23 protein-coding genes and 1 tRNA gene are annotated in these 20,330 nt (G+C 59.5%); 9 read left to right on the forward strand and 15 right to left on the reverse strand.

Going from position 1 to position 20,330, the window contains the following annotated elements:
- Nucleotide 1 precedes the first annotated feature (1 nt).
- From hisD to ATY79_RS11475, 4 genes are all read right to left on the reverse strand, one after another.
- Nucleotides 2-1,300, reverse strand: coding sequence for a histidinol dehydrogenase (hisD, locus tag ATY79_RS11460; protein WP_088703944.1), 1,299 nt, complete (start codon nucleotides 1,298-1,300; stop codon nucleotides 2-4).
- 37 nt (nucleotides 1,301-1,337) lie between these two features.
- Nucleotides 1,338-1,775, reverse strand: a complete 438-nt coding sequence (locus ATY79_RS11465) for a DUF2948 family protein (protein ID WP_088703945.1) — start codon at nucleotides 1,773-1,775, stop codon at nucleotides 1,338-1,340.
- 115 nt (nucleotides 1,776-1,890) lie between these two features.
- Nucleotides 1,891-3,183: a UDP-N-acetylglucosamine 1-carboxyvinyltransferase gene (murA, locus tag ATY79_RS11470; protein ID WP_088691336.1), complete on the reverse strand. Its 1,293-nt coding sequence runs from the start codon at nucleotides 3,181-3,183 to the stop codon at nucleotides 1,891-1,893.
- Nucleotides 3,184-3,286: 103 nt separating this feature from the next.
- Complete coding sequence (locus ATY79_RS11475) at nucleotides 3,287-3,481, reverse strand: hypothetical protein (protein WP_088691335.1); 195 nt, start codon at nucleotides 3,479-3,481, stop codon at nucleotides 3,287-3,289.
- 152 nt (nucleotides 3,482-3,633) lie between these two features.
- Here ATY79_RS11475 and ATY79_RS11480 point away from each other — a divergent pair.
- The 3 genes from ATY79_RS11480 to ATY79_RS11490 all read left to right on the forward strand — a co-directional run bounded on the left by ATY79_RS11480 (nucleotide 3,634) and on the right by ATY79_RS11490 (nucleotide 5,065).
- Nucleotides 3,634-3,708: transfer RNA gene (locus tag ATY79_RS11480), tRNA-Thr, on the forward strand.
- Nucleotides 3,709-3,797: 89 nt separating this feature from the next.
- Nucleotides 3,798-4,676: a capsular polysaccharide synthesis protein gene (locus tag ATY79_RS11485; protein ID WP_088703946.1), complete on the forward strand. Its 879-nt coding sequence runs from the start codon at nucleotides 3,798-3,800 to the stop codon at nucleotides 4,674-4,676.
- 92 nt (nucleotides 4,677-4,768) lie between these two features.
- Nucleotides 4,769-5,065, forward strand: a complete 297-nt coding sequence (locus ATY79_RS11490) for a hypothetical protein (protein ID WP_088703947.1) — start codon at nucleotides 4,769-4,771, stop codon at nucleotides 5,063-5,065.
- Nucleotides 5,066-5,122: 57 nt separating this feature from the next.
- On the opposite strand, the gene ATY79_RS11495 is transcribed toward ATY79_RS11490, so the two are convergent.
- Entirely contained in the window at nucleotides 5,123-5,371 is a 249-nt protein-coding gene (locus ATY79_RS11495; protein ID WP_088691332.1) for a hypothetical protein, read from the reverse strand.
- A gap of 301 nt (nucleotides 5,372-5,672) precedes the next feature.
- Here ATY79_RS11495 and ATY79_RS11500 point away from each other — a divergent pair, with 301 nt between their 5' ends.
- Nucleotides 5,673-5,915 carry a DUF982 domain-containing protein gene (locus ATY79_RS11500; protein ID WP_088691331.1) on the forward strand — a complete coding sequence of 81 codons (243 nt, stop codon included), beginning with the start codon at nucleotides 5,673-5,675 and terminating at the stop codon, nucleotides 5,913-5,915.
- A 222-nt stretch (nucleotides 5,916-6,137) separates the two neighbouring features.
- Here ATY79_RS11500 and ATY79_RS11505 read toward each other — a convergent pair whose 3' ends face one another.
- The 3 genes from ATY79_RS11505 to ATY79_RS11515 form a co-directional block, all read right to left on the reverse strand.
- A complete protein-coding gene (locus ATY79_RS11505; protein ID WP_088703948.1) occupies nucleotides 6,138-7,286 on the reverse strand; it encodes an acyltransferase in 1,149 nt (382 codons plus the stop codon).
- Nucleotides 7,287-7,440: 154 nt separating this feature from the next.
- Nucleotides 7,441-7,698 (reverse strand): hypothetical protein, encoded by a 258-nt coding sequence (locus tag ATY79_RS11510; RefSeq protein ID WP_088703949.1) that lies wholly within the window; start codon nucleotides 7,696-7,698, stop codon nucleotides 7,441-7,443.
- 222 nt (nucleotides 7,699-7,920) lie between these two features.
- Nucleotides 7,921-8,184 (reverse strand): BON domain-containing protein, encoded by a 264-nt coding sequence (locus ATY79_RS11515; RefSeq protein ID WP_088703950.1) that lies wholly within the window; start codon nucleotides 8,182-8,184, stop codon nucleotides 7,921-7,923.
- A 168-nt stretch (nucleotides 8,185-8,352) separates the two neighbouring features.
- Here ATY79_RS11515 and ATY79_RS11520 point away from each other — a divergent pair, with 168 nt between their 5' ends.
- On the forward strand, nucleotides 8,353-8,631 hold the full coding sequence (locus tag ATY79_RS11520; RefSeq protein ID WP_088691327.1) for a hypothetical protein: 279 nt from the start codon (nucleotides 8,353-8,355) through the stop codon (nucleotides 8,629-8,631).
- An 81-nt stretch (nucleotides 8,632-8,712) separates the two neighbouring features.
- Nucleotides 8,713-10,773, forward strand: coding sequence for an ATP-dependent helicase (locus ATY79_RS11525; RefSeq protein ID WP_088703951.1), 2,061 nt, complete (start codon nucleotides 8,713-8,715; stop codon nucleotides 10,771-10,773).
- A 3-nt stretch (nucleotides 10,774-10,776) separates the two neighbouring features.
- Here ATY79_RS11525 and ATY79_RS11530 read toward each other — a convergent pair whose 3' ends face one another.
- The 3 genes from ATY79_RS11530 to ATY79_RS11540 form a co-directional block, all read right to left on the reverse strand.
- Nucleotides 10,777-11,841: an enoyl-CoA hydratase/isomerase family protein gene (locus ATY79_RS11530; protein ID WP_088691325.1), complete on the reverse strand. Its 1,065-nt coding sequence runs from the start codon at nucleotides 11,839-11,841 to the stop codon at nucleotides 10,777-10,779.
- A gap of 146 nt (nucleotides 11,842-11,987) precedes the next feature.
- The gene (gene galE / locus ATY79_RS11535; protein ID WP_088691503.1) at nucleotides 11,988-13,022 is read right to left on the reverse strand and encodes a UDP-glucose 4-epimerase GalE; all 1,035 of its coding nucleotides are present in this window, start codon (nucleotides 13,020-13,022) and stop codon (nucleotides 11,988-11,990) included.
- A 211-nt stretch (nucleotides 13,023-13,233) separates the two neighbouring features.
- The gene (locus ATY79_RS11540; RefSeq protein ID WP_088703952.1) at nucleotides 13,234-13,593 is read right to left on the reverse strand and encodes an NIPSNAP family protein; all 360 of its coding nucleotides are present in this window, start codon (nucleotides 13,591-13,593) and stop codon (nucleotides 13,234-13,236) included.
- Nucleotides 13,594-13,826: 233 nt separating this feature from the next.
- Between ATY79_RS11540 and cax the strand changes: the two genes are divergently transcribed.
- Nucleotides 13,827-14,972 carry a calcium/proton exchanger gene (gene cax, locus ATY79_RS11545; RefSeq protein WP_088703953.1) on the forward strand — a complete coding sequence of 382 codons (1,146 nt, stop codon included), beginning with the start codon at nucleotides 13,827-13,829 and terminating at the stop codon, nucleotides 14,970-14,972.
- A gap of 165 nt (nucleotides 14,973-15,137) precedes the next feature.
- On the forward strand, nucleotides 15,138-15,452 hold the full coding sequence (locus ATY79_RS11550) for a potassium channel family protein (protein WP_088691502.1): 315 nt from the start codon (nucleotides 15,138-15,140) through the stop codon (nucleotides 15,450-15,452).
- A gap of 82 nt (nucleotides 15,453-15,534) precedes the next feature.
- Here the strand turns inward: ATY79_RS11550 and ATY79_RS11555 are convergent, their stop codons facing one another.
- From ATY79_RS11555 to ATY79_RS11565, 3 genes are all read right to left on the reverse strand, one after another.
- The gene (locus ATY79_RS11555; protein WP_088703954.1) at nucleotides 15,535-16,743 is read right to left on the reverse strand and encodes a TCR/Tet family MFS transporter; all 1,209 of its coding nucleotides are present in this window, start codon (nucleotides 16,741-16,743) and stop codon (nucleotides 15,535-15,537) included.
- A gap of 306 nt (nucleotides 16,744-17,049) precedes the next feature.
- On the reverse strand, nucleotides 17,050-17,238 hold the full coding sequence (locus tag ATY79_RS11560; RefSeq protein WP_245306755.1) for a hypothetical protein: 189 nt from the start codon (nucleotides 17,236-17,238) through the stop codon (nucleotides 17,050-17,052).
- A 222-nt stretch (nucleotides 17,239-17,460) separates the two neighbouring features.
- Entirely contained in the window at nucleotides 17,461-17,952 is a 492-nt protein-coding gene (locus ATY79_RS11565) for a GNAT family N-acetyltransferase (RefSeq protein WP_088703955.1), read from the reverse strand.
- Nucleotides 17,953-18,035: 83 nt separating this feature from the next.
- Between ATY79_RS11565 and ATY79_RS11570 the strand changes: the two genes are divergently transcribed.
- On the forward strand, nucleotides 18,036-18,971 hold the full coding sequence (locus tag ATY79_RS11570; protein ID WP_088703956.1) for a LysR substrate-binding domain-containing protein: 936 nt from the start codon (nucleotides 18,036-18,038) through the stop codon (nucleotides 18,969-18,971).
- A gap of 101 nt (nucleotides 18,972-19,072) precedes the next feature.
- Here the strand turns inward: ATY79_RS11570 and ATY79_RS11575 are convergent, their stop codons facing one another.
- Nucleotides 19,073-20,239 carry a pyridoxal phosphate-dependent aminotransferase gene (locus ATY79_RS11575; RefSeq protein WP_088703957.1) on the reverse strand — a complete coding sequence of 389 codons (1,167 nt, stop codon included), beginning with the start codon at nucleotides 20,237-20,239 and terminating at the stop codon, nucleotides 19,073-19,075.
- Nucleotides 20,240-20,330: the final 91 nt, after the last annotated feature.

Here is a 20,330-nt window from a genome sequence, read left to right on the forward strand (position 1 = left end):
GTCACCCTTCCAGGTTCAGGCGGATCGCGACCGATCGCGCATGCGCGTCCAGTCCTTCGGAAACGGCAAGCGCGATGGCGGCAGGGCCGAGCGTGCGAAGCTGCTCGGGGCCGAGACGCAGGATCGAGGTGCGCTTGACGAAATCGAGTACGGAAAGACCAGAGGAGAACCGGGCCGAGCGGGCCGTCGGCAAGACGTGGTTCGAACCGCCGACGTAGTCACCGATCACCTCAGGCGTATGGGCGCCGAGGAAGATCGCGCCGGCATTGCGAATCCGCGGCAGCAGCGCGTCCGGATCGACAACGGCAAGCTCCAGATGTTCAGGCGCGATCCGGTTTGCCAGCGGAATGACGTCCTTCAGCGACTTCATGAGAATGATCGCCCCAAAATCGCGCCAGCTCGCGGCAGCGGTTTCGGCACGATTGAGTGTCTTCAGCTGTCGCTCGACGGCAGCCTCCACCGCCTTGGCGAGCTCGGCATCATCCGTCGCAAGGATCGCCTGCGCGCTTGCATCGTGCTCGGCCTGCGCCAGCAGATCGGCGGCGATCCAATCCGGGTTGTTGTCCTTGTCGGCGATGACAAGCACTTCCGAGGGACCTGCGATCATGTCGATGCCGACGGTGCCGAAGACCTGGCGCTTGGCAGCGGCAACATAGGCATTGCCCGGACCTGTGATCTTGGCGACAGGCGCGATCGTCTCGGTGCCGTAGGCAAGGGCTGCGATCGCCTGCGCGCCGCCGAGGCGATAGATTTCGGTGACGCCCGCAAGCTTGGCGGCGGCGAGAACGGCCGGATTGACCGTGCCACCGGTTGCGGGAACGGCAATGACGATGCGGTCGACGCCGGCAACCTTCGCCGGCACGGCATTCATCAGTACCGAGCTCGGATAGCTCGCCGTACCGCCCGGCACATAGAGCCCGACCGCCTCGATCGCCGTCCACCGGGAGCCGAGGCCGACACCCATGTCGTCTTCGTAAATATCGTCCTTCGGCAACTGGCGACGATGATGCGATTCAATACGCACTGCGGCGACCTTCAAGGCGCCCAGAACTTCGGCCGGAACCGCTTCGACGGCGGCGTCGATCTCGGCCTCGCTCACGCGCATCGGAGTCACGGCGAAGTCGATCCCGTCGAATCTCTTCGAATATTCGGCAAGGGCCGCGTCGCCGCGCGCCCTGACATCGTCAATGATGGCGCGAACGGCGTTGTTCACATCCTCGGAGACCTCGCGCTTGGTTGTCAGGAAGGCGGCAAACCGTTGCTCGAAGCCCTCCGATGCCTGATCCAGCCAGATTGCCAATGCGATGTTCCTCTTTAGATACTCTAAGAACCAGATCTCACGCGCCGGGATGACGCGGCTTGGATGCGGTTTCCCACGCCCCGCCGATATCCGCAAGCTGAACCTCGATGCATTCGACATCCAGCGCAATCGTTGCGGTGCCTGACAGCGCCAATTCAACCGTCCCCTCGGGCCCTTCGCCCTTCTGCTCGAAGCGAATGGCCAAAAGGGACAAAACGTCGTCGCGGTTCTGGCGGTCGACACCGGTCGAGCGCACCGCAAGCGCGCGCTTGAAGACGACAGCAGCGCGGCGGCGCTCGAAGCCCTTGCGCTTCTTGCCGGCTTCCTCCCACACGAAGCGGTTGACGGCAACCGAGAACTGACCCTCGCGTGGCGACCAGGCGATATCGGCGACCTTGAAGACGCTATCCTGCAAATGCGCGGAGACGACGGCAAGATCTTCGTTATCGAGCGCAACGAGCCTCAGATCGGTCATTCAGGCAAAACCCCATCGCCAATGCATCGCCGGAACGGCGATGCGTCTGACAACGGACATAAGGCGCGACAGAAGAATGCGCAACCATGACAAAGGGCGTGTGACGCCCTTTTAGTTACTCGCTGACGCGCTCGACGATGGCGCCGCAGCGGGTGAGCTTTTCTTCCAACCGCTCGAAGCCGCGATCGAGGTGATAGACGCGGGACACCATCGTCTCGCCTTCGGCGGCAAGGCCGGCGATGACGAGCGAAACGGACGCACGCAGGTCGGTCGCCATAACAGGCGCACCCTTCAGCCGCGGAACGCCTTCGATCTTCGCCGTTTGGCCCGACAGCGAGATCTTCGCGCCGAGACGCGCCAGTTCCTGCACGTGCATGAAGCGGTTTTCGAAAATCGTCTCGGTGACATGCGAGATGCCGGTCGAGCGCGTCATCAGCGCCATGAATTGCGCCTGCAGGTCGGTCGGGAAGCCCGGAAATGGATCGGTGACGATATCCACCGGCTTGATGCCGACGCCATTGCGGCGGATGCGCATGCCGTTGTTGGTCGGCGAGATCTCGGCACCCGAGCGGCGCAGCGTTTCGAGCGCCGTGTCGAGGAGCGCGACATCCGTGTTCTCGAGCGTAACATCGCCGCCGGCCATGGCGACGGCCATGGCGTAGGTGCCGGTCTCGATGCGATCGGGCAAAACGCGATGGCGCGCGCCGGAGAGCGATGTAACGCCTTCGATCGTGATCGTGCTGGTGCCGGCGCCGGAGATCTTGGCGCCCATGGCGATAAGGCAGTTGGCGAGATCGACGACCTCAGGCTCGCGGGCGGCGTTGCCAATGACCGTCGTTCCACGAGCAAGCGTCGCCGCCATCATCATGACGTGGGTCGCACCTACCGATACTTTCGGGAAAGTATAGCGGGCGCCGATCAGGCCGCCTTGCGGCGCCGTCGCGTTGATATAGCCGCCGTCGATCTCGAGGTTTGCACCAAGTGCGGTCAGGCCATCGAGGAAGAGGTCGACCGGACGCGTGCCGATGGCGCAGCCCCCCGGCAGCGAGACGCGGCACTGGCCTTCGCGGGCGAGCAGCGGACCGATGACCCAGAAGGAGGCGCGCATCTTGGACACCAACTCGTAAGGAGCGGTGGTATCGACAATGGTACGGCAGGTGAAGTGGATGGTGCGCGAATAGGCGTCTTCCTGACGCTCGCGGCGGCCGTTGACGGCAACGTCGACGCCATGATTGCCGAGGATGCGCATCAGGAGCTCGACATCGGCCAGATGCGGCACGTTTTCGAGCGTGAGTGTATCGCTGGTAAGCAGCGAGGCGATCATCAGCGGCAGGGCGGCATTCTTGGCGCCGGAAATCGGAATGATGCCGTTAAGCTCATTGCCGCCGACAATTCTAATACGATCCATGTGCGCTTACGGGCGATGCCCGCCTTTCTGAAAGGCTGTCTGAAAAAAGATGCGGGTGTTTAGACGAAATTAGCGGGAGCTTCAATTCGCCGTGAACCGAACATTACGATTCGTCCATTTTTGCGGCAGGCAGCCCATCCGTCTCGTCCGCCTGCCCGGATCGGCGCGCCCGGGTCTGCTGTTTGCGGCGGGACAAATTTTCTCGGAGCTTTTCGGCGGCGCGCTCGCGGCGCAGTTTCGCCTGGCGTTCGATCTCCGCCTTGCGGCTGTGCTGGCCTTTTTCGGTATTCTCGGTCATGCCGCAGGCTTACCTGAATTTGCGCCAATTCAAAAGTGGCCCGACCTCAATCTCTACAAAGATGGAAATTGCGGCTTGCGCTTATCATGAAGCTGTGGCAATAGCCCCCCCGTTCACGCAATGCAGCCGGTTCGGTTGCGCGTCTGGTCCTTGCTGCCGTAGCTCAGTGGTAGAGCACACCCTTGGTAAGGGTGAGGTCGGTGGTTCAATCCCACTCGGCAGCACCAGTTTTCCATTAAAAAAAATCAAGAAAATGAGAGCCGCTTTTTTGTCTTCGATGGGCCACTTGCCCCCGCAAGATACACGAGGATCATCCATGCTTTTGTTTGATGCATTTCTGATCTGGAAAAAGGTAACCCATTCGATACGGCGCAGCCTCATCGGAAAGAAGAGGTTCCATTCAGAAAATGCTCGCTACGCATTCGAGACGATGCCTAAGAAAGTTCCACGCGTCGTATGGATGTATTGGGACAAGCCGCTGGATCAAGCGCCGCCAATCGTCCGCTACGCTGTGGATTCCTGGATCAGGAAAAATCCATCCTGGAATGTGAATGTCCTGAGCGATGCAAACGTGTCCGAATTCGTCAGCGTGCCGCCTCATAAACCCGGTCGCAAAATTCAGTGGAGAGCAGATCTAATCAGGGTTGCCCTCCTAAGGGATCATGGCGGGGTTTGGGTGGACGCGACGACTTTCTGCGTCAAACCGTTGGACGAATGGCTGCCACCGCTAATGGAAAGTGGATTCTTCGCCGTTCCGGACAGTTATCCAGGTCGGACAATGGGGATTTCCTTTCTGGCCGCGGAGCCCCAAAATTATCTCGTGTGCAAGTGGTTCCGGTTGATGGTGAAATACTACTCAAAGCCCGGCAAGCTCCTGCATTACTTTTGGGTCATGTATCTTTTTGAGTACATTATAAGGACCGACCGCAGAGCACTCGCTATTTGGAAAGCTACCCCGAAGCTTTCATCGAAGGGTCCGATTCTTCTAAAGCGCATCCTCACGCAGCCGGATCTGTTGGAGCCTGTTCCGGACAACGTCGATACGACAGCGATACCGTGGCTGAAGATCAGCTCTGATACCAAGCTTAGCAACAAAGAGGTCTTGTCCGCCCTCGAAAACAACACCGATATTGACCTCCGGAAGGTCGCCGAAAGCGCGCTTCAAGATCGGCGGCGCGGAGGCCACGCATCATAACTGCACCTCGGTCCGGAGCCCTAACACCCTGAGATTTCAGTTGAAACGCTCTGCGAGTGCTGCTTAATTGCCAGCAACCAGGAGGACGTCTCATGCGAAATGTGGTTCTAGCGGCTGTGCTTTTGCTGTCGTCCGCATCCTTTGCCGGCGCCGTCACCCAGATCAACGCCCGCGATCATACATGCGGCGAGATCGCGCAAATCATTCGCCAGGAGAAGAAGGTGTTCGTGCGCGTCGGCATCGGTGGCCGAAACTTCCGTTACCCGCCGGCTCGCTGCGGGCCGGGCGACAAGCGTGAGACAACCAATCTGCGCGATGCCGAGGGAAAGCAGTGCCTGCTAGATTACGCCTGCGTCTACGATCCGGAATCGCTTTATAACTTCCGGTAGGTTCGTGGCGCGCAACGGCAGGTCGTTGGCTCGAAGACGAACGGCCTCAGCGTGATGTCAGGCGTCGAAGTGCCAGTCCTTCGTCGGACGACATGACAGATAATCGGATGCATCGAGATCCTGGATCATCTGCCTCAACGTTCGGACCGTCTCCTCAAATGCCGCAAGCTTCGCATCGGTGACGTCCACTTTGCTGCCGGTGGCGTCGTTGACCTCGAGCCATCGATATTCACCACGTCGCATCGATACGACCAGAGACACATATTTCTGGCATTCCGCGTTCAGCACATGCTTGAGGTCCTGCATCTCCGATCTCCAACGCTGACAGGGGGCGGCTTACGTTGAGGCTTTATGGTTGCACAAAGCGCAACATTCGGCCAGTTAAAAGTGCAAGCAACCGGTCTGCCGCCGCGCGAAGGGAGACAACGCCTTGCTGTGCAAAAGATCGTTAGACCCGGACGCCACGAATACAGCGGTCGACCCCGCACCAGTTTTCCCATTTGCGGGGTCTGAAAATATCGCTAAAATACCTTCAGCATGAGACCTTCTGCAGGAACAAGGGGGCTGATGCGCACGTTTTTGGCCTAAGCAATAGAGGAGCACGCCGATGGCCGCAGAGAGATGGAATGATCCTATCCACGTGGGATTTGAAAATACGGGCGCGCGCACCATCCTCGGTCCCCTGGACGCGCTGAAATACTTGGCAGACCTTTGGCCGAGTGCTCGCGGATTGCGTTATCTGAAGGCAAGAAGCACATGCAGAGCCGCTCTCGACGGCCGCAAGACGGTTGAGGAGGCCCGCGCTGAGTTCGTCGCGGCTGCAGAGGAAGCGAAGCTGAAGGTCCATTGATCAGCTTCATCCGCCGATCCGCGCAGATTTGACAACCTGTCTCAGAATAGGGCGATAGTTTATTTTTGGTTAACCTTTGGCGGCACTTGCTGTTATCAGCACGACAAAGCTGATTGCCATTCAGGCACGTCCCTCAATAGAACATCGACAGCCATCATGATGATGGTCAGAGGCTCGTCACCCTCTGCGAAAGCAAACGAGCCTCGATTGCAATTAGCCGCCTCACGCCGGCTTTAGACGCCTTCTCCCGATCCTGTCCAACACTTTGCGCCCGAGCTTCTGGCCCGGCCCTTCGATACGCGTGAAACCGAGGTAAGCCAACGCATAGGCTAGCGGCAGAAGGGCGGCCACGACGATCGCGAACCGTACCGGCGCGGAAATCTCAGCCCCGAAATGCCTGATGATGAACGCGGCGATCGGCTGCAGCAGCAGCAAATGGGTCAGGTAGACGCCGAACGAAAGTTCGCCGAGCCAATGACAGAAGCGATTTCCCATGACGGAAGAGACACGGTCGCCGAGCCGTCCGATGAGGCCAGGCAACAGGTGATAGTGCACCAGCGCGAAGAAGCCGATCACGAGAAGCACGCGGATGGCGACCTTCGTCGAGGTCATGTCCCCGCCAATCGGAATCATCACCAGAATGACGGCAAGCAAGCCGTTCATGATCGTTTGCCGCTGCGACACGAACAAGCCGTTGGCGATCAGCATGCCGCACAGGAAGACGTGCATCTTCAGCGGCAGGAAAGACGCCATAGGAAAATCGACATGCGCGGCCTGAATGGCCTTGGCGATGAGGAAGGCGGCAAGCGCAACAACGGCAGCGCCCGGCAGCCATCTGGTTCTCCGCAAAAGCAGCATCGCAAGCGGGAAGACTGCATAGAACTGCATCTCCAGCCCAAGACTCCAATCCGGCAGCGGCGTGCGGAACGCATAGGCAGGGTGCAGCCCGAAGACGAAGCTTGCATGAATGAAGAGATTGCGCAGGCTGCCATCCAGATAGCGCTCCGGCAATTGCGGGCCATGCGCGAGAAAGGTGTCAATGACCATGCGGCTCTCATAGAGCTGCGGCCCTAACAGCAGGGCGATGCACAGCATCACATAATAGAGCGGCGCGATGCGGAAGAAGCGCTTCAGCCAGAAGCCGAACCAGGTGGATGGCTTTTCCCAGGGATTAGCCGTCTCGCGCAACTGATAGTGAAAAACCATCAGGAAGCCGGACAGCATAATGAAGAGGTCAACGCCCAAATCCGGCGACGAAAGGATCGGAAGGTGCCAGCCTGTCAGTTGCAGGCTATGGCCCACGAGCACCCAAAGGGCGGCCAGGCCACGCAGGCCGTCGAGGCATCCGATCCGCTTGCTCTCAATGATCATCGGGTATCCTTCTGGTTGAGGCTCAGCTTCGCGGGAAGCTAACGCAATGTGCTGCAACGCACAACGCACAACCAGAAAAGTTGATCAGCCCTACCGAAGAGAGCGCGATCTTGGCTACTCTATTTCATCGAATTTCCAAGCGAAGCAGAGACGATCAACAGTGACCGTCGCTCTGCACTTCGAGGTAGCCGACGCCGATAATCGTGCCGTCAAAAGACCGAATGAAGGATGGAACATAATGGGTCGTCGGCCCGGTGCATGACACCGAACCGGTATATTCGTTCATCGCCATCTCATCCCGCGGCAGGGCGGAATAGTCGCTCGTGATCTCCAGCGAAGCCGAAGCTGGCGTGATGAAGGTCCCTATTGCCAGCGCAAAAGCCGGCACTCCCAGTCGAAGAAGTCTTCGCATGCGCCTCTCCCGTATTTTGATTACAAGCATTAACTAATGAAAAGCGTTTTTAGTTCCAGTGGCGCCGCTACTACTTTCGCACAGTTAACTCTTCGTATTTTCGATTAAGCTAAATTGTATGATTTTACATGCCGGTAGGTGGACGCTTCTATATGCGCAGCTACGTGCAGTATGCGCGCGCCAAAACTGATGAATTTACAGTATTATATGTGAGTAGCCCGGCTAACGTCGTAGCATCCGGCCGCAGACGTGCCCCTTGCCCACCACGTCTTCAGCGACCGCAATCGCCCGCTCGATATGGCCTTTATGCCGGACGAATCCCTCGAGAACGACGTAAGGTCCGAGGATCGACACGACGATTTCGCTGCTATCGATGTCATCGGCGGCGCTGAGGGCGCTTTCCACCGAGGCGCGGGTTGATGCGACGTCGTGGCCTTGCCCGCAGGCGTCGCCGTGACCTTCCGTCGTCTGAAATCGAAGCACCATGATCGCCTCCGAATGGCAAGAACCAGTCACTGACCAACGCCGGAGGGGAGGTTTAGTTGCGCCGCATCTATCTATACTTGGACGAATCTCACATAGGCCAGCAGGCGCTACTTGGCTTCTCGACCTAGAGGACCATATATACCCACGGTTTAGTGCGGGGTTGCAACGATGAAAATTCTGCTTCCGACAATTCTATCGGTCGTGATGCTATCGGGCTGCGCCACGGACAGCTCGACCGAGGTACAGCCGATCCCGGGCAGCATCACCTATGGCGAGCAGCCGCGCACAAAGTTGACGAAATCCCCACCCGGCAGTGTCATCTACAATTCCTTCTACGACTCGACCGGCAGCAGGGTTAAGGAAACCTATATCCTCCAACCGGATCGCACCCTGAAGCTGACCCGACGTGTTATCGTACCCGATTACCCCTCACGAAACGGTTCTTGACAGCGGCGTCCTTCGAGAACATTCAAGGAACGTCGAATATTTCCGCGGTGCGATTCTCCGCCGAAGCAACCGGACGGCTGAATGTATCTTGAAAAGCTCAATCCCCAGCAGCGCGCGGCCGTCGAATACGGCACGCTCACTGAGGGCACCCATGTTGCTGGTCCACTGCTGGTCATCGCCGGCGCCGGTTCGGGCAAGACGAACACCCTCGCGCACCGTGTTGCGCATCTCATCGTCAAGGGCGCCGATCCACGCCGGATCCTGCTGATGACATTTTCGCGGCGCGCGGCCACCGAGATGGCCCGGCGTGTCGAGCGCATCTGCGCCCAGGTCCTCGGCGGCAATTCCGGCATCATGGCGGATGCCCTCGCCTGGAGCGGCACCTTTCACGGGATCGGGGCGCGGCTCCTGCGCGACTACGCGGAGCAGATCGGCATCGACCCCGCCTTCACGATCCATGATCGCGAAGACAGCGCAGATCTGATGAACCTCATCCGGCACGAGCTCGGCTTCTCGAAGATGGAGAGCCGATTTCCGACGAAAGGTACCTGCCTTGCGATCTACTCGCGCGTCGTCAATTCGGAAAGCGAACTCTGCCTCGTTCTGCGCGACGCGTTCCCGTGGTGCTCGGCCTGGGAAAATCAGCTACGGGAACTCTTCGGCGCCTATGTCGAAGCCAAGCAGAACCAGAACATTCTCGATTATGACGATCTGCTGCTCTACTGGGCGCAGATGGTCAGCGAGCCGATCATCGCGGACGATATCGGCAGCCGTTTCGACCATGTGCTGGTTGATGAATACCAGGATACGAACCGGTTGCAGGCCTCGATCCTGCTCGCATTGAAGCCCGGCGGACAAGGCCTGACTGTCGTTGGCGACGATGCGCAGTCGATCTATTCCTTTCGTGCGGCCACTGTGCGCAACATTCTCGACTTTCCGGCGGCATTCAGCCCCTCCGCAAACATCATCACGCTCGATCGCAACTACCGCTCGACGCAGCCGATCCTGGCGGCGGCGAACGCCGTCATCGATCTCGCCTCGGAGCGCTTCACCAAGAACCTCTGGACGGAGCGCCAATCGGCCCAGCGTCCAAAGCTTGTCACCGTGCGCGACGAGACCGACCAGGCGCGATACGTCGCCGATAAGGTGCTGGAGAACCGCGAGGAAGGCGTGAAGCTCAAGCAGCAGTCGGTGCTTTTCCGCGCATCGCATCACAGCGGCGCGCTGGAAGTCGAGCTGACCCGCCGCAACATTCCGTTCGTGAAATTCGGCGGGCTGAAATTCCTCGACAGCGCCCATGTGAAGGACATGCTGGCCGCTTTGCGCTTTGCCCAGAATCCGCGCGACCGCGTCGCCGGCTTCCGGTTGATGCAACTGCTCCCGGGCGTCGGACCCTCGACGGCGCAGCGCGTCATCGACCAGATGGCGGCGGATTCGAGCCCGATGCAGGTGCTTGCCGAACTGCCGGCCCCTCCCCGCTCCGGAGAGGATTGGACGGCCTTCGTTTCGATGCTGCAGGAGGTAAAGATAGGCAAGGCCGGCTGGCCGGCGGAGATCGGCCTCGTTCGCGAGTGGTATTCGCCGCATCTCGAACGCCTGCACGAGGACGCCTCGACCCGCCAGGCTGACCTGCTGCAACTGGAGCAGATCGCCAACGGCTATCCTTCCCGCGAGCGCTTCCTGACGGAACTGACGCTCGACCCGCCGGATGCGACGAGCGACCAAGCCGGCGTACCGCTGCTCGACGAGGATTATCTGATCCTGTCGACGATCCATTCCGCCAAGGGACAGGAATGGACGAGAGTGTTCATGCTTAATGTCGTTGACGGCTGCATCCCGTCCGACCTTGCGGTCGGCACCAGCGCCGAGATCGAGGAAGAACGGCGACTTCTCTACGTCGCGATGACCCGCGCGAAGGACAATCTCGACCTCGTCGTGCCGCAGCGCTTCTTCACGCACGGCCAGAACGCGCAGGGCGACCGGCATGTCTACGCCTCGCGTACGCGCTTCATCCCGGCAACGCTGCTGCAGTTCTTCGAGGTGGTCGGCTGGCCGCAGGCCAGAGCCGGTGGCAGCGCCTCGCATCAGGCGCGACAGGTGCGCGTCGATGTCGGTGCGCGCATGCGCGGGATGTGGCGCTGAAGATTAGAGCGCGAGCGGTGGCTCAGCCGGCCGGAAGAAGGCATCAATGGCCGCCTGGTCGACCGCTTCCGGTGTCGCCGGCATCCAGTGTGGATTGCGATCCTTGTCGATAATGGCGGCGCGGATGCCCTCGTAGAAATCCGGGCTTTTCAATATTTGCTGGCAGGCGCCGAGTTCGCGGTTCAGGCACTCGGCAAGGTTTCTGCTTTGCCGGCCCTGGCGCAGCAGACGAAGAGCAATCTTAAGACTGGTCGGGGAGCGCGTCTCGATGATGCGCAGCGTTTCAGCGGCAAAATCGCCGGGCTCCCTTTGCAGCGCATGGATGATTTCCTCGACTGTGCCGAAATGAAAGCAACGTTCGATCAGGTCGCGGTTGCTTCTGATCGAGCTCGTCCCCGGATTGCTGGAAAGGTTTTTCAGCACCGCCTCGACGTCACGCTGCGCTGCGTTTCGCGGCAATTCCGCCAGCGTGTCGACGATGTCAGGCAGCCGGAAGGAAGCGATGTGGTGATCGGCCAATCCAGCATAGATGATATCTGCTGCGTCGATCGTCAGTCCCGTCAATCCCATCCACGTACCGGCCTCGCCCGGCGCACGCGGCAGCAGCCACGTCGCCCCGACATCCGGGAAATAGCCGATCCCGGTTTCCGGCATGGCAAGCTTGGTTCGTTCGGTCACGACACGGTGGCGCCCGTGCGATGAGAGACCGACGCCACCACCCATGGTGATGCCGTCCATCAGAGCGACATAGGGCTTGGGATAGGTCGCGATACGGTGATTCAGGCGAAACTCTTCGCGCCAGAAAGTCATGGCCAGATCGGTGCCGGCGCGGCCGCTTTCGTGCAGTGCGCGAATGTCGCCGCCGGCGCAGAAGCCGCGCTCCCCTTCCCCGGATACGATCACAGTGGCGACATTGGCGTCCGCTGCGAAGTCGTCCATTGCTGCGGCAAAGGCGCGGACCATGTCGAGTGTCAGGCTGTTCAGCGCACGCGGTCGATTGAGGCGGATGAGACCGGCCGAGGCGCGCCGTTCGACAATCACCTCACTCTGCTGAACCTCATCCCGCATGCTGACCTCCTCGCTTCCATGACACCGCTTCGCCGCAATTCGGGAACCTCGCTTGGAGTGAACCGGCATTGCCGCATGACGTCACCTTACCGCACTCGGCGGCATAGTCGATGGCCGCCGGCGGAGGTCGAGGATTGCATTGGGTCTCAGAACGACGCGGCGGCGAGCGCCCGGTGGAGGCTCTGTAGATCGTCGGCGTTGCGATTGAGCAGAAACTCTTCCCAGTCGAGCGCGCTTTGAACGATCGTCTCCAATGAATCGTGTGTCGGCTTCCAATCCAGAACGCGTTGGGCAAGCCGTGAGTCTGCGACAACGCTTGCGGCGTCGCCCGGACGCCTCGGCGCCATATGAACCTTGAAGGAGCGTCCGCGCAGACGGGTGACCATGTTAAGCACGTCGAGCACGGAATAGCCGGTGCCGTAGCCGCAATTGGCGACGAGCGAGCCGCTTCCACGGCGTAAATGCTGAAGCGCCTTCAGATGAGCCACGGTGAGATCGCTCACATGGATGTAGTCGCGCACGCCGGTACCGTCGTGAGTCGGGTAATCGATGCCGTAAACATGAACGCCGCTGCGTTTACCAAGCGCTGCCTCGCAGGCGACCTTGATCAGGTGCGTCGCGCCTGAAGTCGATTGACCGCTGCGTCCGAGCGGATCGGCGCCGGCGACGTTGAAGTAGCGCAGCGCCACATAGTCGAAGTCGTAGGCCGCCGCCGCGTCCCGCAGCATGAATTCCGTCATCAGCTTCGACTGGCCGTAGGGGTTCTCGGGATTGAGCGGCGCCGTCTCCTTGACCGGCTCGGACGTGTTCTGTGGCCCGTAGACGGCAGCCGTGGAGGAAAAGACGAAATGGCGAATGTTGACATTGATCGCAGCGCTCAACAGCGCCCGCGTCTTGCCGGAATTGTTGTCGTAATAGGCAAGCGGATCTGCAACGGATGCGGGCACGATCGCCGAACCGGCAAAGTGGATGATCGCTTCGATGTCGTTCTCGATGAAGATCGTCTTGAGAACCTGGGCATCGGCGACATCGCCGAGATAGAAACGCGCACCCGGAGCGACCGCCCAGCGAAAGCCAGTCGATAGATTGTCGAGGACAACGACGTCCTCCCCCGCATCCAGCAATGTCCAGACCATGTGGCTGCCGATATAGCCCGCCCCGCCCGTGACCAAAATTGCCATGTCCTGCATCTCCGCCTCATTTACGCGGGGTGCATCTGGCGCGGCTTTTCCTTACAGAATCTCCTATCGAATCCGGCTTCCAGGGTTTCAGCCCGGGTAAGTTTGATGGCGTGGTTAGAGGCCGATTTCGCGCTCTGCTACAATTTTATCGATCCGCCGTTTGAACAAGAAAGTGACCGCCCATGGCCCAAAACAGACATCTCCGCACCGTTCATACAAGGCGTTCCAGAAACACGCGTTCATAGCTCTTGAATGGCGGGGTTTTCCCATATCTTGAATTCGCCTCTATCGCTTCAGCGTCTCTGGCAACCTCTTCGCGATACAGAAAATAGGCGGCGTCATCCAGGAAAGTGAATCGCGCAACAGCAAGCGCACGAAGTTCATCCTTCCCTGCTCCTGGGAAGCCCAAGACTGCCCCAGCCGGGCCCTGACGAGAAATGAAGTATCCGTCGTGCGTCCCGCCGTAACGTTCAATCAGCTTCATCCAAGTCCGCGCGTAGCTTTTGAACTCACTAATCGCATCCGGGTCGATGTAATAGCGAACCTCGCAAATGACGGGGGTGTTGGACATTGGAGCTCCTCAGGACAACAGTGGACCGTTTACATGGCCTTTCGAAGAAGGCCAATCATCGAATGACGGCCGCCGGGGCCCAAAGTCGACGATCAGTCGGTCAATGACGATGGATTGTGCTTTCAGTTTTGCTTCCGCAACTCACCTCGGCGAGACGCGAAGAGTGCCGCGACATCAATCCTAAATGGTGGTACGCTTCTCCGCGGGTCGCTCCGATCCCCGGAGAAAAGGGCATGGGTAATTCTGAGGAAAGGCCTTCGTCCGCGTCATCGCGCGGCGGGGGTAGGGTCATTGCGGACGAAATCCGTCGATCTCCTGCTCTCGCGCTTATTGTTTTCGTGCCCGTTGTTATTCTCCTGGAACGGATCGTGCCCGATGCGCATACGCTGCTGTTCCTCGTTTCAGTGGTGGCGATTGTGCCTTTGGCCGCGCTCCTCAGCCGCGCAACCGAAGCCATTGCCGCCAGGACCGGAGACGCTGTCGGCGGCCTGCTAAACGCCACCCTCGGGAATCTGACCGAACTTGTGATCTCGCTTGCGGCTCTTCAGGCCGGGCAATACCTCTTGGTCAAGGCGTCCCTGGCAGGCGCGATCGTGACCAATACCCTATTCATGCTCGGAGGTGCATTTTTCCTTGGAGGTCTCAAGCATCACGTCCAGGAATTCAATCGCATCAACGCACGCTTTCAGGCCTGTCTTCTATTCCTTGCAACAATCGCCATTCTGGTTCCATCGTTGATTAGTGAAGTGGACCAGCCTCCTGCCCTGCATGTCTCTCAAGACCTCAGCCTGGGCTTGGCGGTTCTTCTCATCGTGGTCTATGCGCTCGGTATGCTGTTTTCATTGAGGACACACCGGGAGCTTTTCGCCAGCGTCGGCCACGCGGATGAAGACGAAAAACCTTGGCCGCTCGGGCTCAGCGTCATCCTGTTGATCGTCGTTACGCTATTGGTCGCGATGGTGAGCGAGATCTTCGTCAGTTCGGTACAAGTCGCGGCAGAGCACCTTGGAATGACACCCGCCTTCGTCGGTTTCATCGTCGTAGCCTTGGTGGGCGCAGCCGCGGAGATGACCACCGCCTTTTCGGCCGCCCGTGCAAATCGCCTCGATCTCAGCGTCGGGATCGCACTGGGCAGTGCAGCCCAGATTGCCCTCTTTGTCGCGCCGGTCCTGGTGCTCGTCAGCTATTTCGTCGGCCCAGAACCGATGACCCTTCAGTTTTGGCGGGGCGCGGTCACGATGATGATCGTTGCCACGATAGCAGCAACCCTCTTGTCCAATGGCGGGCGTGGAGCATGGTATGCCGGGGTCATGGCCCTTGCGCTCTATGCCATTTTTGCATTCACGTTGTTTGTCTTGCCTCCTGCAAATCCGTCTTGATGTATGCGCACTGAGCAACTGGCATAAGACGCCAGGTGCGTGGTCATCCGCGCCTCGGACCTCGGGCATGCGGTTCGACAGCACTGCAAGGGAGGCATGGCGACGCACCATACGAACTGAGAGGGAGAAGGCATGGCGGAAAGCTCCAGGGTTCAATCGAAGCGAATGAGACGACTGTTCTTTGCCGCGCTGTTCCAGCAGGTTCGCATATTATGGCCAGTCATCTCCGGGATTCTTGTCATCATGATTGGCTTCGGCGCGGTCATCGGCCAGATCGAAGACTGGCGATTCGGTGAAACGGTGTATTTCACTTTCGTCACGGGACTGACGATCGGCTACGGTGATCTTGCGCCGAAGCATACCTTGGCGCGGATACTGGCGTTGGTGATCGGCTTTTCCGGCATCGTCCTGACTGGCCTGGTCGCGGCCGTCAGCGTGAAAGCGCTCGACGCGGCGGACCGCGAAAGCCGGACGGAATGAAGCCTCCTCCGGCAGTTTTGTGGTGTCGGCTTCCGCAAACTCTGAGACTTCGGCACTGGTAAATCTTATCGACGCGCCGTCTTCAGACGCCGACGCTCTCGATTGCCGAGGCTGCCGCCGGTGTCTTGAGGCGCAAGCCGAGAACCATCGGCACACTGATCGCGTAAACGACGACGACCGATAGCCAGATGGCACCGGGCCATTGCTCTCTGACGACGAAGTAGAAGCTCGAGAAAGCCAGCGGCCCAACGATCGACGCCAGACTCACGGCGGATGCCAGCACGCCCTGGAACTGGCCTTGCTGGCTCTCGTCGACCTGCCGGGTCGCCAGCGATTGCAAAGCCGGCACGCCAATGCCGCCGAGAGCGAAAACCGGCATGATCGCGAAGATCATCCAGCTTTGGGTCGCGAAAGCCATGACGATCAGTGCAATGCAGACGCCGGCAACGCCCGTCAGAACGGCGGCGCGTTCACCGACCAGCTTCACGATTGGCCCCGGGAGGAACGCCTGGGCGAGCGTCTGGCAGACGCCGAAGGTGCCGAGTGAAAGGCCAATCCAAAGCCCGTTCCATTGGAATGTGTCGCTACCCCAGAGGGCCCAGCATGTGCCGTAGGCCTCCCCGGTGGCGCTGAAGACGAGAAAGATGAAGATGATGGGCAACACGCTCCTCACCGAAAACGCCCAGCGCAGTGGTCGAAGGGGATTGAGTGCGCTCAAGTCGATCTTCTCGCGGGTCGGCATGTGTGACTCCGGTAGCACCAAGAACGCCAGCAGGAGATTGCAGGCGTTCAGCACCGCCGCCGCGATGAACGGCAGCCGCAGCCAATGGTCGCCAAGGGCACCGCCGAGGATAGGACCGATGATGAAGCCGATGCCGAACATGGCGTTGAACAAGCCGAAGCGACGGGCGCGCATGTGTTCAGGAGAAATGTCGGTGATGTAGGCGGTAGCCACGGACATGTTGGCGCTTGTCAGGCCCGCGATCGCGCGGCCGAGCAGCAGCATCCAGAGATTGGATGCAAACGCCAGGAACGAGTAGTTGATGGCTGCGCCAGCAAGGGAAATCAGCAGCACCGGTCGACGGCCGAGCCTATCGCTAAGGGCGCCAAGCACCGGCGCAAAAATGAACTGCATGACCGCGTAGAGAGCGGTCATTGTGCCTATGTAGGGCGCCACGTCCCTGGAATGAGTGACCTCCTGCAGCAACGAAGGCAGAATCGGAAAGATGAGGCCGATGCCGACGGCATCGAGGACAATGGCGGTAAAGATGATAATGAGTGGTCTGTTCATGGGCGTGTTCCGATCGACGCAAGCGTGCAGCGTCGCCGCGAGGCGCCTGAGGCTTGCGGTGGTTGGGCCTGACGCGACGTCAGGCATTGCTTTTTGGAAAACGCTGGCCGAACCATGCTTCAAAAGCGCATGGCTGGCGTGTACTCGGCCACCTGGACGACTATTCGTCCACCTGTTTACTCCGCTGTTGACGGATCAAGGGAAGCGGCCGCTTTGCGCGATAATCGCCAATTACACCCGACGATCGCAGACGACAAGTCACTTTTTGCCAATGACGAACGAACCGGTGGCGGGTCGCTGACGCCCTCAGCGCCGTCGAAGGAATTCCGTAAGGTCTTCCCACAGGATCACAAGCCCAATGACAAGTAGTCCGCCGGGAACGAGATAATACAGGATTCTAACGGGATAGACGGTGAAGAACAGCAGGTACAGAAGACCGTAGATCCCGGCGACCACCAGAACCGTGCCCAAAACGAGGGAAATTATCTTCCTCACCAAGACGCCCCCCTCACTAAACCCCTAAGGGAATTGCTACACCAAACATGCCCAAGCTGTATAGCAGAACGACGTCACCGTCGTTCGGAACGCCTCGACGAGACGACGAGGTATTCAGCGCAGGACGCCGTCCTCGCGGTCATTCTAGGCGTGCTCCGTACGCGCAGCTCATGCTTCCCGGCGATACATTCATCTGCAATCGGGCCCGAAGCGGACCTGCTCTCACAACTCCATGACCATCTCGTGCCAGGCCATGCCGCCATGATCTGACGCGGAGGGCTTGATGTAGCGGTAGCCCATTTTCGCGTAAAGCGACACATACTTGTCCTTACACATGAGGTGGATCGTCTCCTTCCCCACCTCCCTCATCTGTTCGATGAAGCGCTGCATGAGGAGCTTCGAATAGCCCTTTCCCTGCGCGGACGGATCAACGACGACGGACATGATAACAACGTTCGGAGCTTCAGGATCATGACCAACCAGTTCCTTAAACTCTTCGTCGGACATCACGACGTGGAACGCGCAGCCGCTGTTGATGAAACCAACGATTTCTTCGTCGGCTTCCAGGATAAGAAACCCCCGAGGGTACTCCGCAATTCGTTTGACGATCCTTTCTAATGGCGCGGCTTCGTCGCCTTCGTAAGCCGAGGTTTCGATTTGAAAGCATCGGAGGGCGTCATCAGGTGCTGGTTGGCGGAAACATAAAGTGGTCACTGGCTAATCCTTGTGGTGTCGCGAGCCTAAATCACAGCGCATCCATGCTTGCGCTGCATTGTTTGCATGCCATAATGTAACACATGCATTCTGCCCTGCGTCGACTAGACCTCAATCTTCTCATCGCCTTCGACGCCCTGATCCGGAATCGGAGCGTCCTCGCTGCTGCCGACGAGATTGGCATGAGCCCATCGGCATTCAGCCACGCGCTTGGACGATTGCGCACCGCGTTGTCGGACGAACTCTTTGTCCGATTTGGAAATGCTATGCAGCCGACGACCTATGCGGTTGAACTGGCTGAGAGCGTTCGGGAAGCCCTGCGGATCCTCTCCGATGGACTGGCTGGAGCACAGATGTTCGACCCGGCGACGAGTGCTCAAACCTTCATTTTTGCTGCCACAGATTTTACCGCCTTTGCTGTCCTTCCGCGCCTGATCGCATTATTGGACAAGGCTGCGCCGGATCTGCGAACCAAGGTCGTCTATTCGACGCGAGCCCAGGCCTTTGACGATCTATCCGCAGGCCGCGTCGATTTCTCACTCGGATTTTCAGAGGATGCATTGCGAGCCGAAGGCGTCGAGGCCTTCGACTGTTTCGGGGACGACTATGTCGTGGCGGCGCGGCAGGCTCATAGCAGGATCGAGGAGACGCTGTCCTTAGAGGATTATCTACGAGAAAAGCATGTCGTCGTCACACCGTGGAGCGAATCGTCCAGCGTCGTGAACGCGGCGCTACTCCGCCAAGGATACCGTCGGGAGGTTGTCGTCGAGCTTCCAAGCCTCTTGGCGGCACCGTTCATCGTCGGGAGAACCGATCATCTGATAACGCTGCCCAAGCTTGCGGCGATGCAGATGGCGGAGGCGGCATCTCTGAGAATATTTCCGGCACCATTCGAAGTTGCGCCTTACACCCTGCGCGTTTTCTTCCATTCGAGGCATGCTGGAACGTCGGCGCATCGATGGATGCGAGATCAACTGCAGAATTTGGCGAAACAGATGCGATTAGGGTTGATGCGATGACCGCTGTTGGGACAGACGCCTCTATCGGATCCTCTGAGTTCGCGTGGTGGCTTTGGCGCACAATCGCGCAAACTCCCAATGGAGCCGGGCACCGGACCGCACTAAAGCTTCAGGATGTAATCGCACAACCTGTCCGCCGCCATCCGGATCTGGGCCGGATCGCGCAGGAAGCAGGCGCGCAGGAAGAGCTCGCCGCCCGGGCCGAAGGCCGCACCCGGCGCTAGCCCGACACCTGTCTTGTCGACAATGTCGATCGCTGCCTTGCGGCTGTCGGTCACCCCATCGATCTTCAGAAAGGCGTAGAGCGCGCCATCCGGCTTCAGCGTTTCGACGCGGTTCGTCGCAATCAGCGCGTCGCAAAGGATGTCGCGGGAACGCCTGGCCTTTTCAATGTTGGACTGCACGAACGCGTCGCCGTCGTTCAAGGCGGCGACCGCCCCCCGTTGCATGAACTGCGCCACGCCCGAGGTCGAATACTGGATGAGGTTCTCGAGCACCTGGCCGGTCTGCGGTGGGGCAACGATCCAGCCGACGCGCCAGCCGGTCATCGACCAGTTCTTCGAGAAGGAGTTGACGAACATGACCTTGTCGTCCGGCTCCATAATGTCGAGGAAAGACGGCGCGCGACCGCCGGCAAAGTAATAGCGCGCGTAGATCTCGTCAGCCATGATCCAGAGGTCATGCTTGCGCGCGAGCGCGAGGATATCTGCCAGATCGTCCCTGGTTGCTGTCCAGCCGGTCGGGTTGGACGGCGTGTTGATGAACAGCCCCTTCGTCCTCGGCGTGATCGCCGCCGCGATAAGATCGAGATCGACTGACCACCTGCCGCCCTCGAACGTCAGCTGCACGCCGACCGAACGGGCGCCGGCAATTTCCAGGGCGGCCGCTATGTTCGGCCAGGCGGGCGTCAGATAGACGAGCTCGTCACCTGGCGAAGTCAATGCCTGCACGGAGATCTGGATCGCCTGCATGCCGGAACCGGTGACGTAAAAATGCTCGACCGGCAGGGTCACGTCGAAATGCCTGGCGTAGTAGTCCGAGAGCGCCTGACGCAGTTCGGGAATGCCGCGCTGGTAGGTATAGAAGGTCTCGCCGCCCGCAAGCGCGTCAATTGCCGCCTTGTTGATGAACTCCGGCGTCGGCAGATCGCCCTCGCCGACCCAAAGCGGCAGAAGGCCATCGCGGCCACGGGCATAGTTGACGACTTCGACGATCCCGCTTTCAGGTGCCATAACGGCGCGCGGGCTAAGGCTGCTGACAATCGACATGCATCACTCCGGTTTGCGCCTACATAAAGCAAAGACGGCCGGAAATCTCATGACAATCGGTGAAGCCGCATCGATTTCTGTGATGATTGAT

Origin of the sequence: Rhizobium sp. R693, from assembly GCF_002211315.1 — a bacterium.
In the GTDB taxonomy this organism is placed as follows: domain Bacteria; phylum Pseudomonadota; class Alphaproteobacteria; order Rhizobiales; family Rhizobiaceae; genus Rhizobium.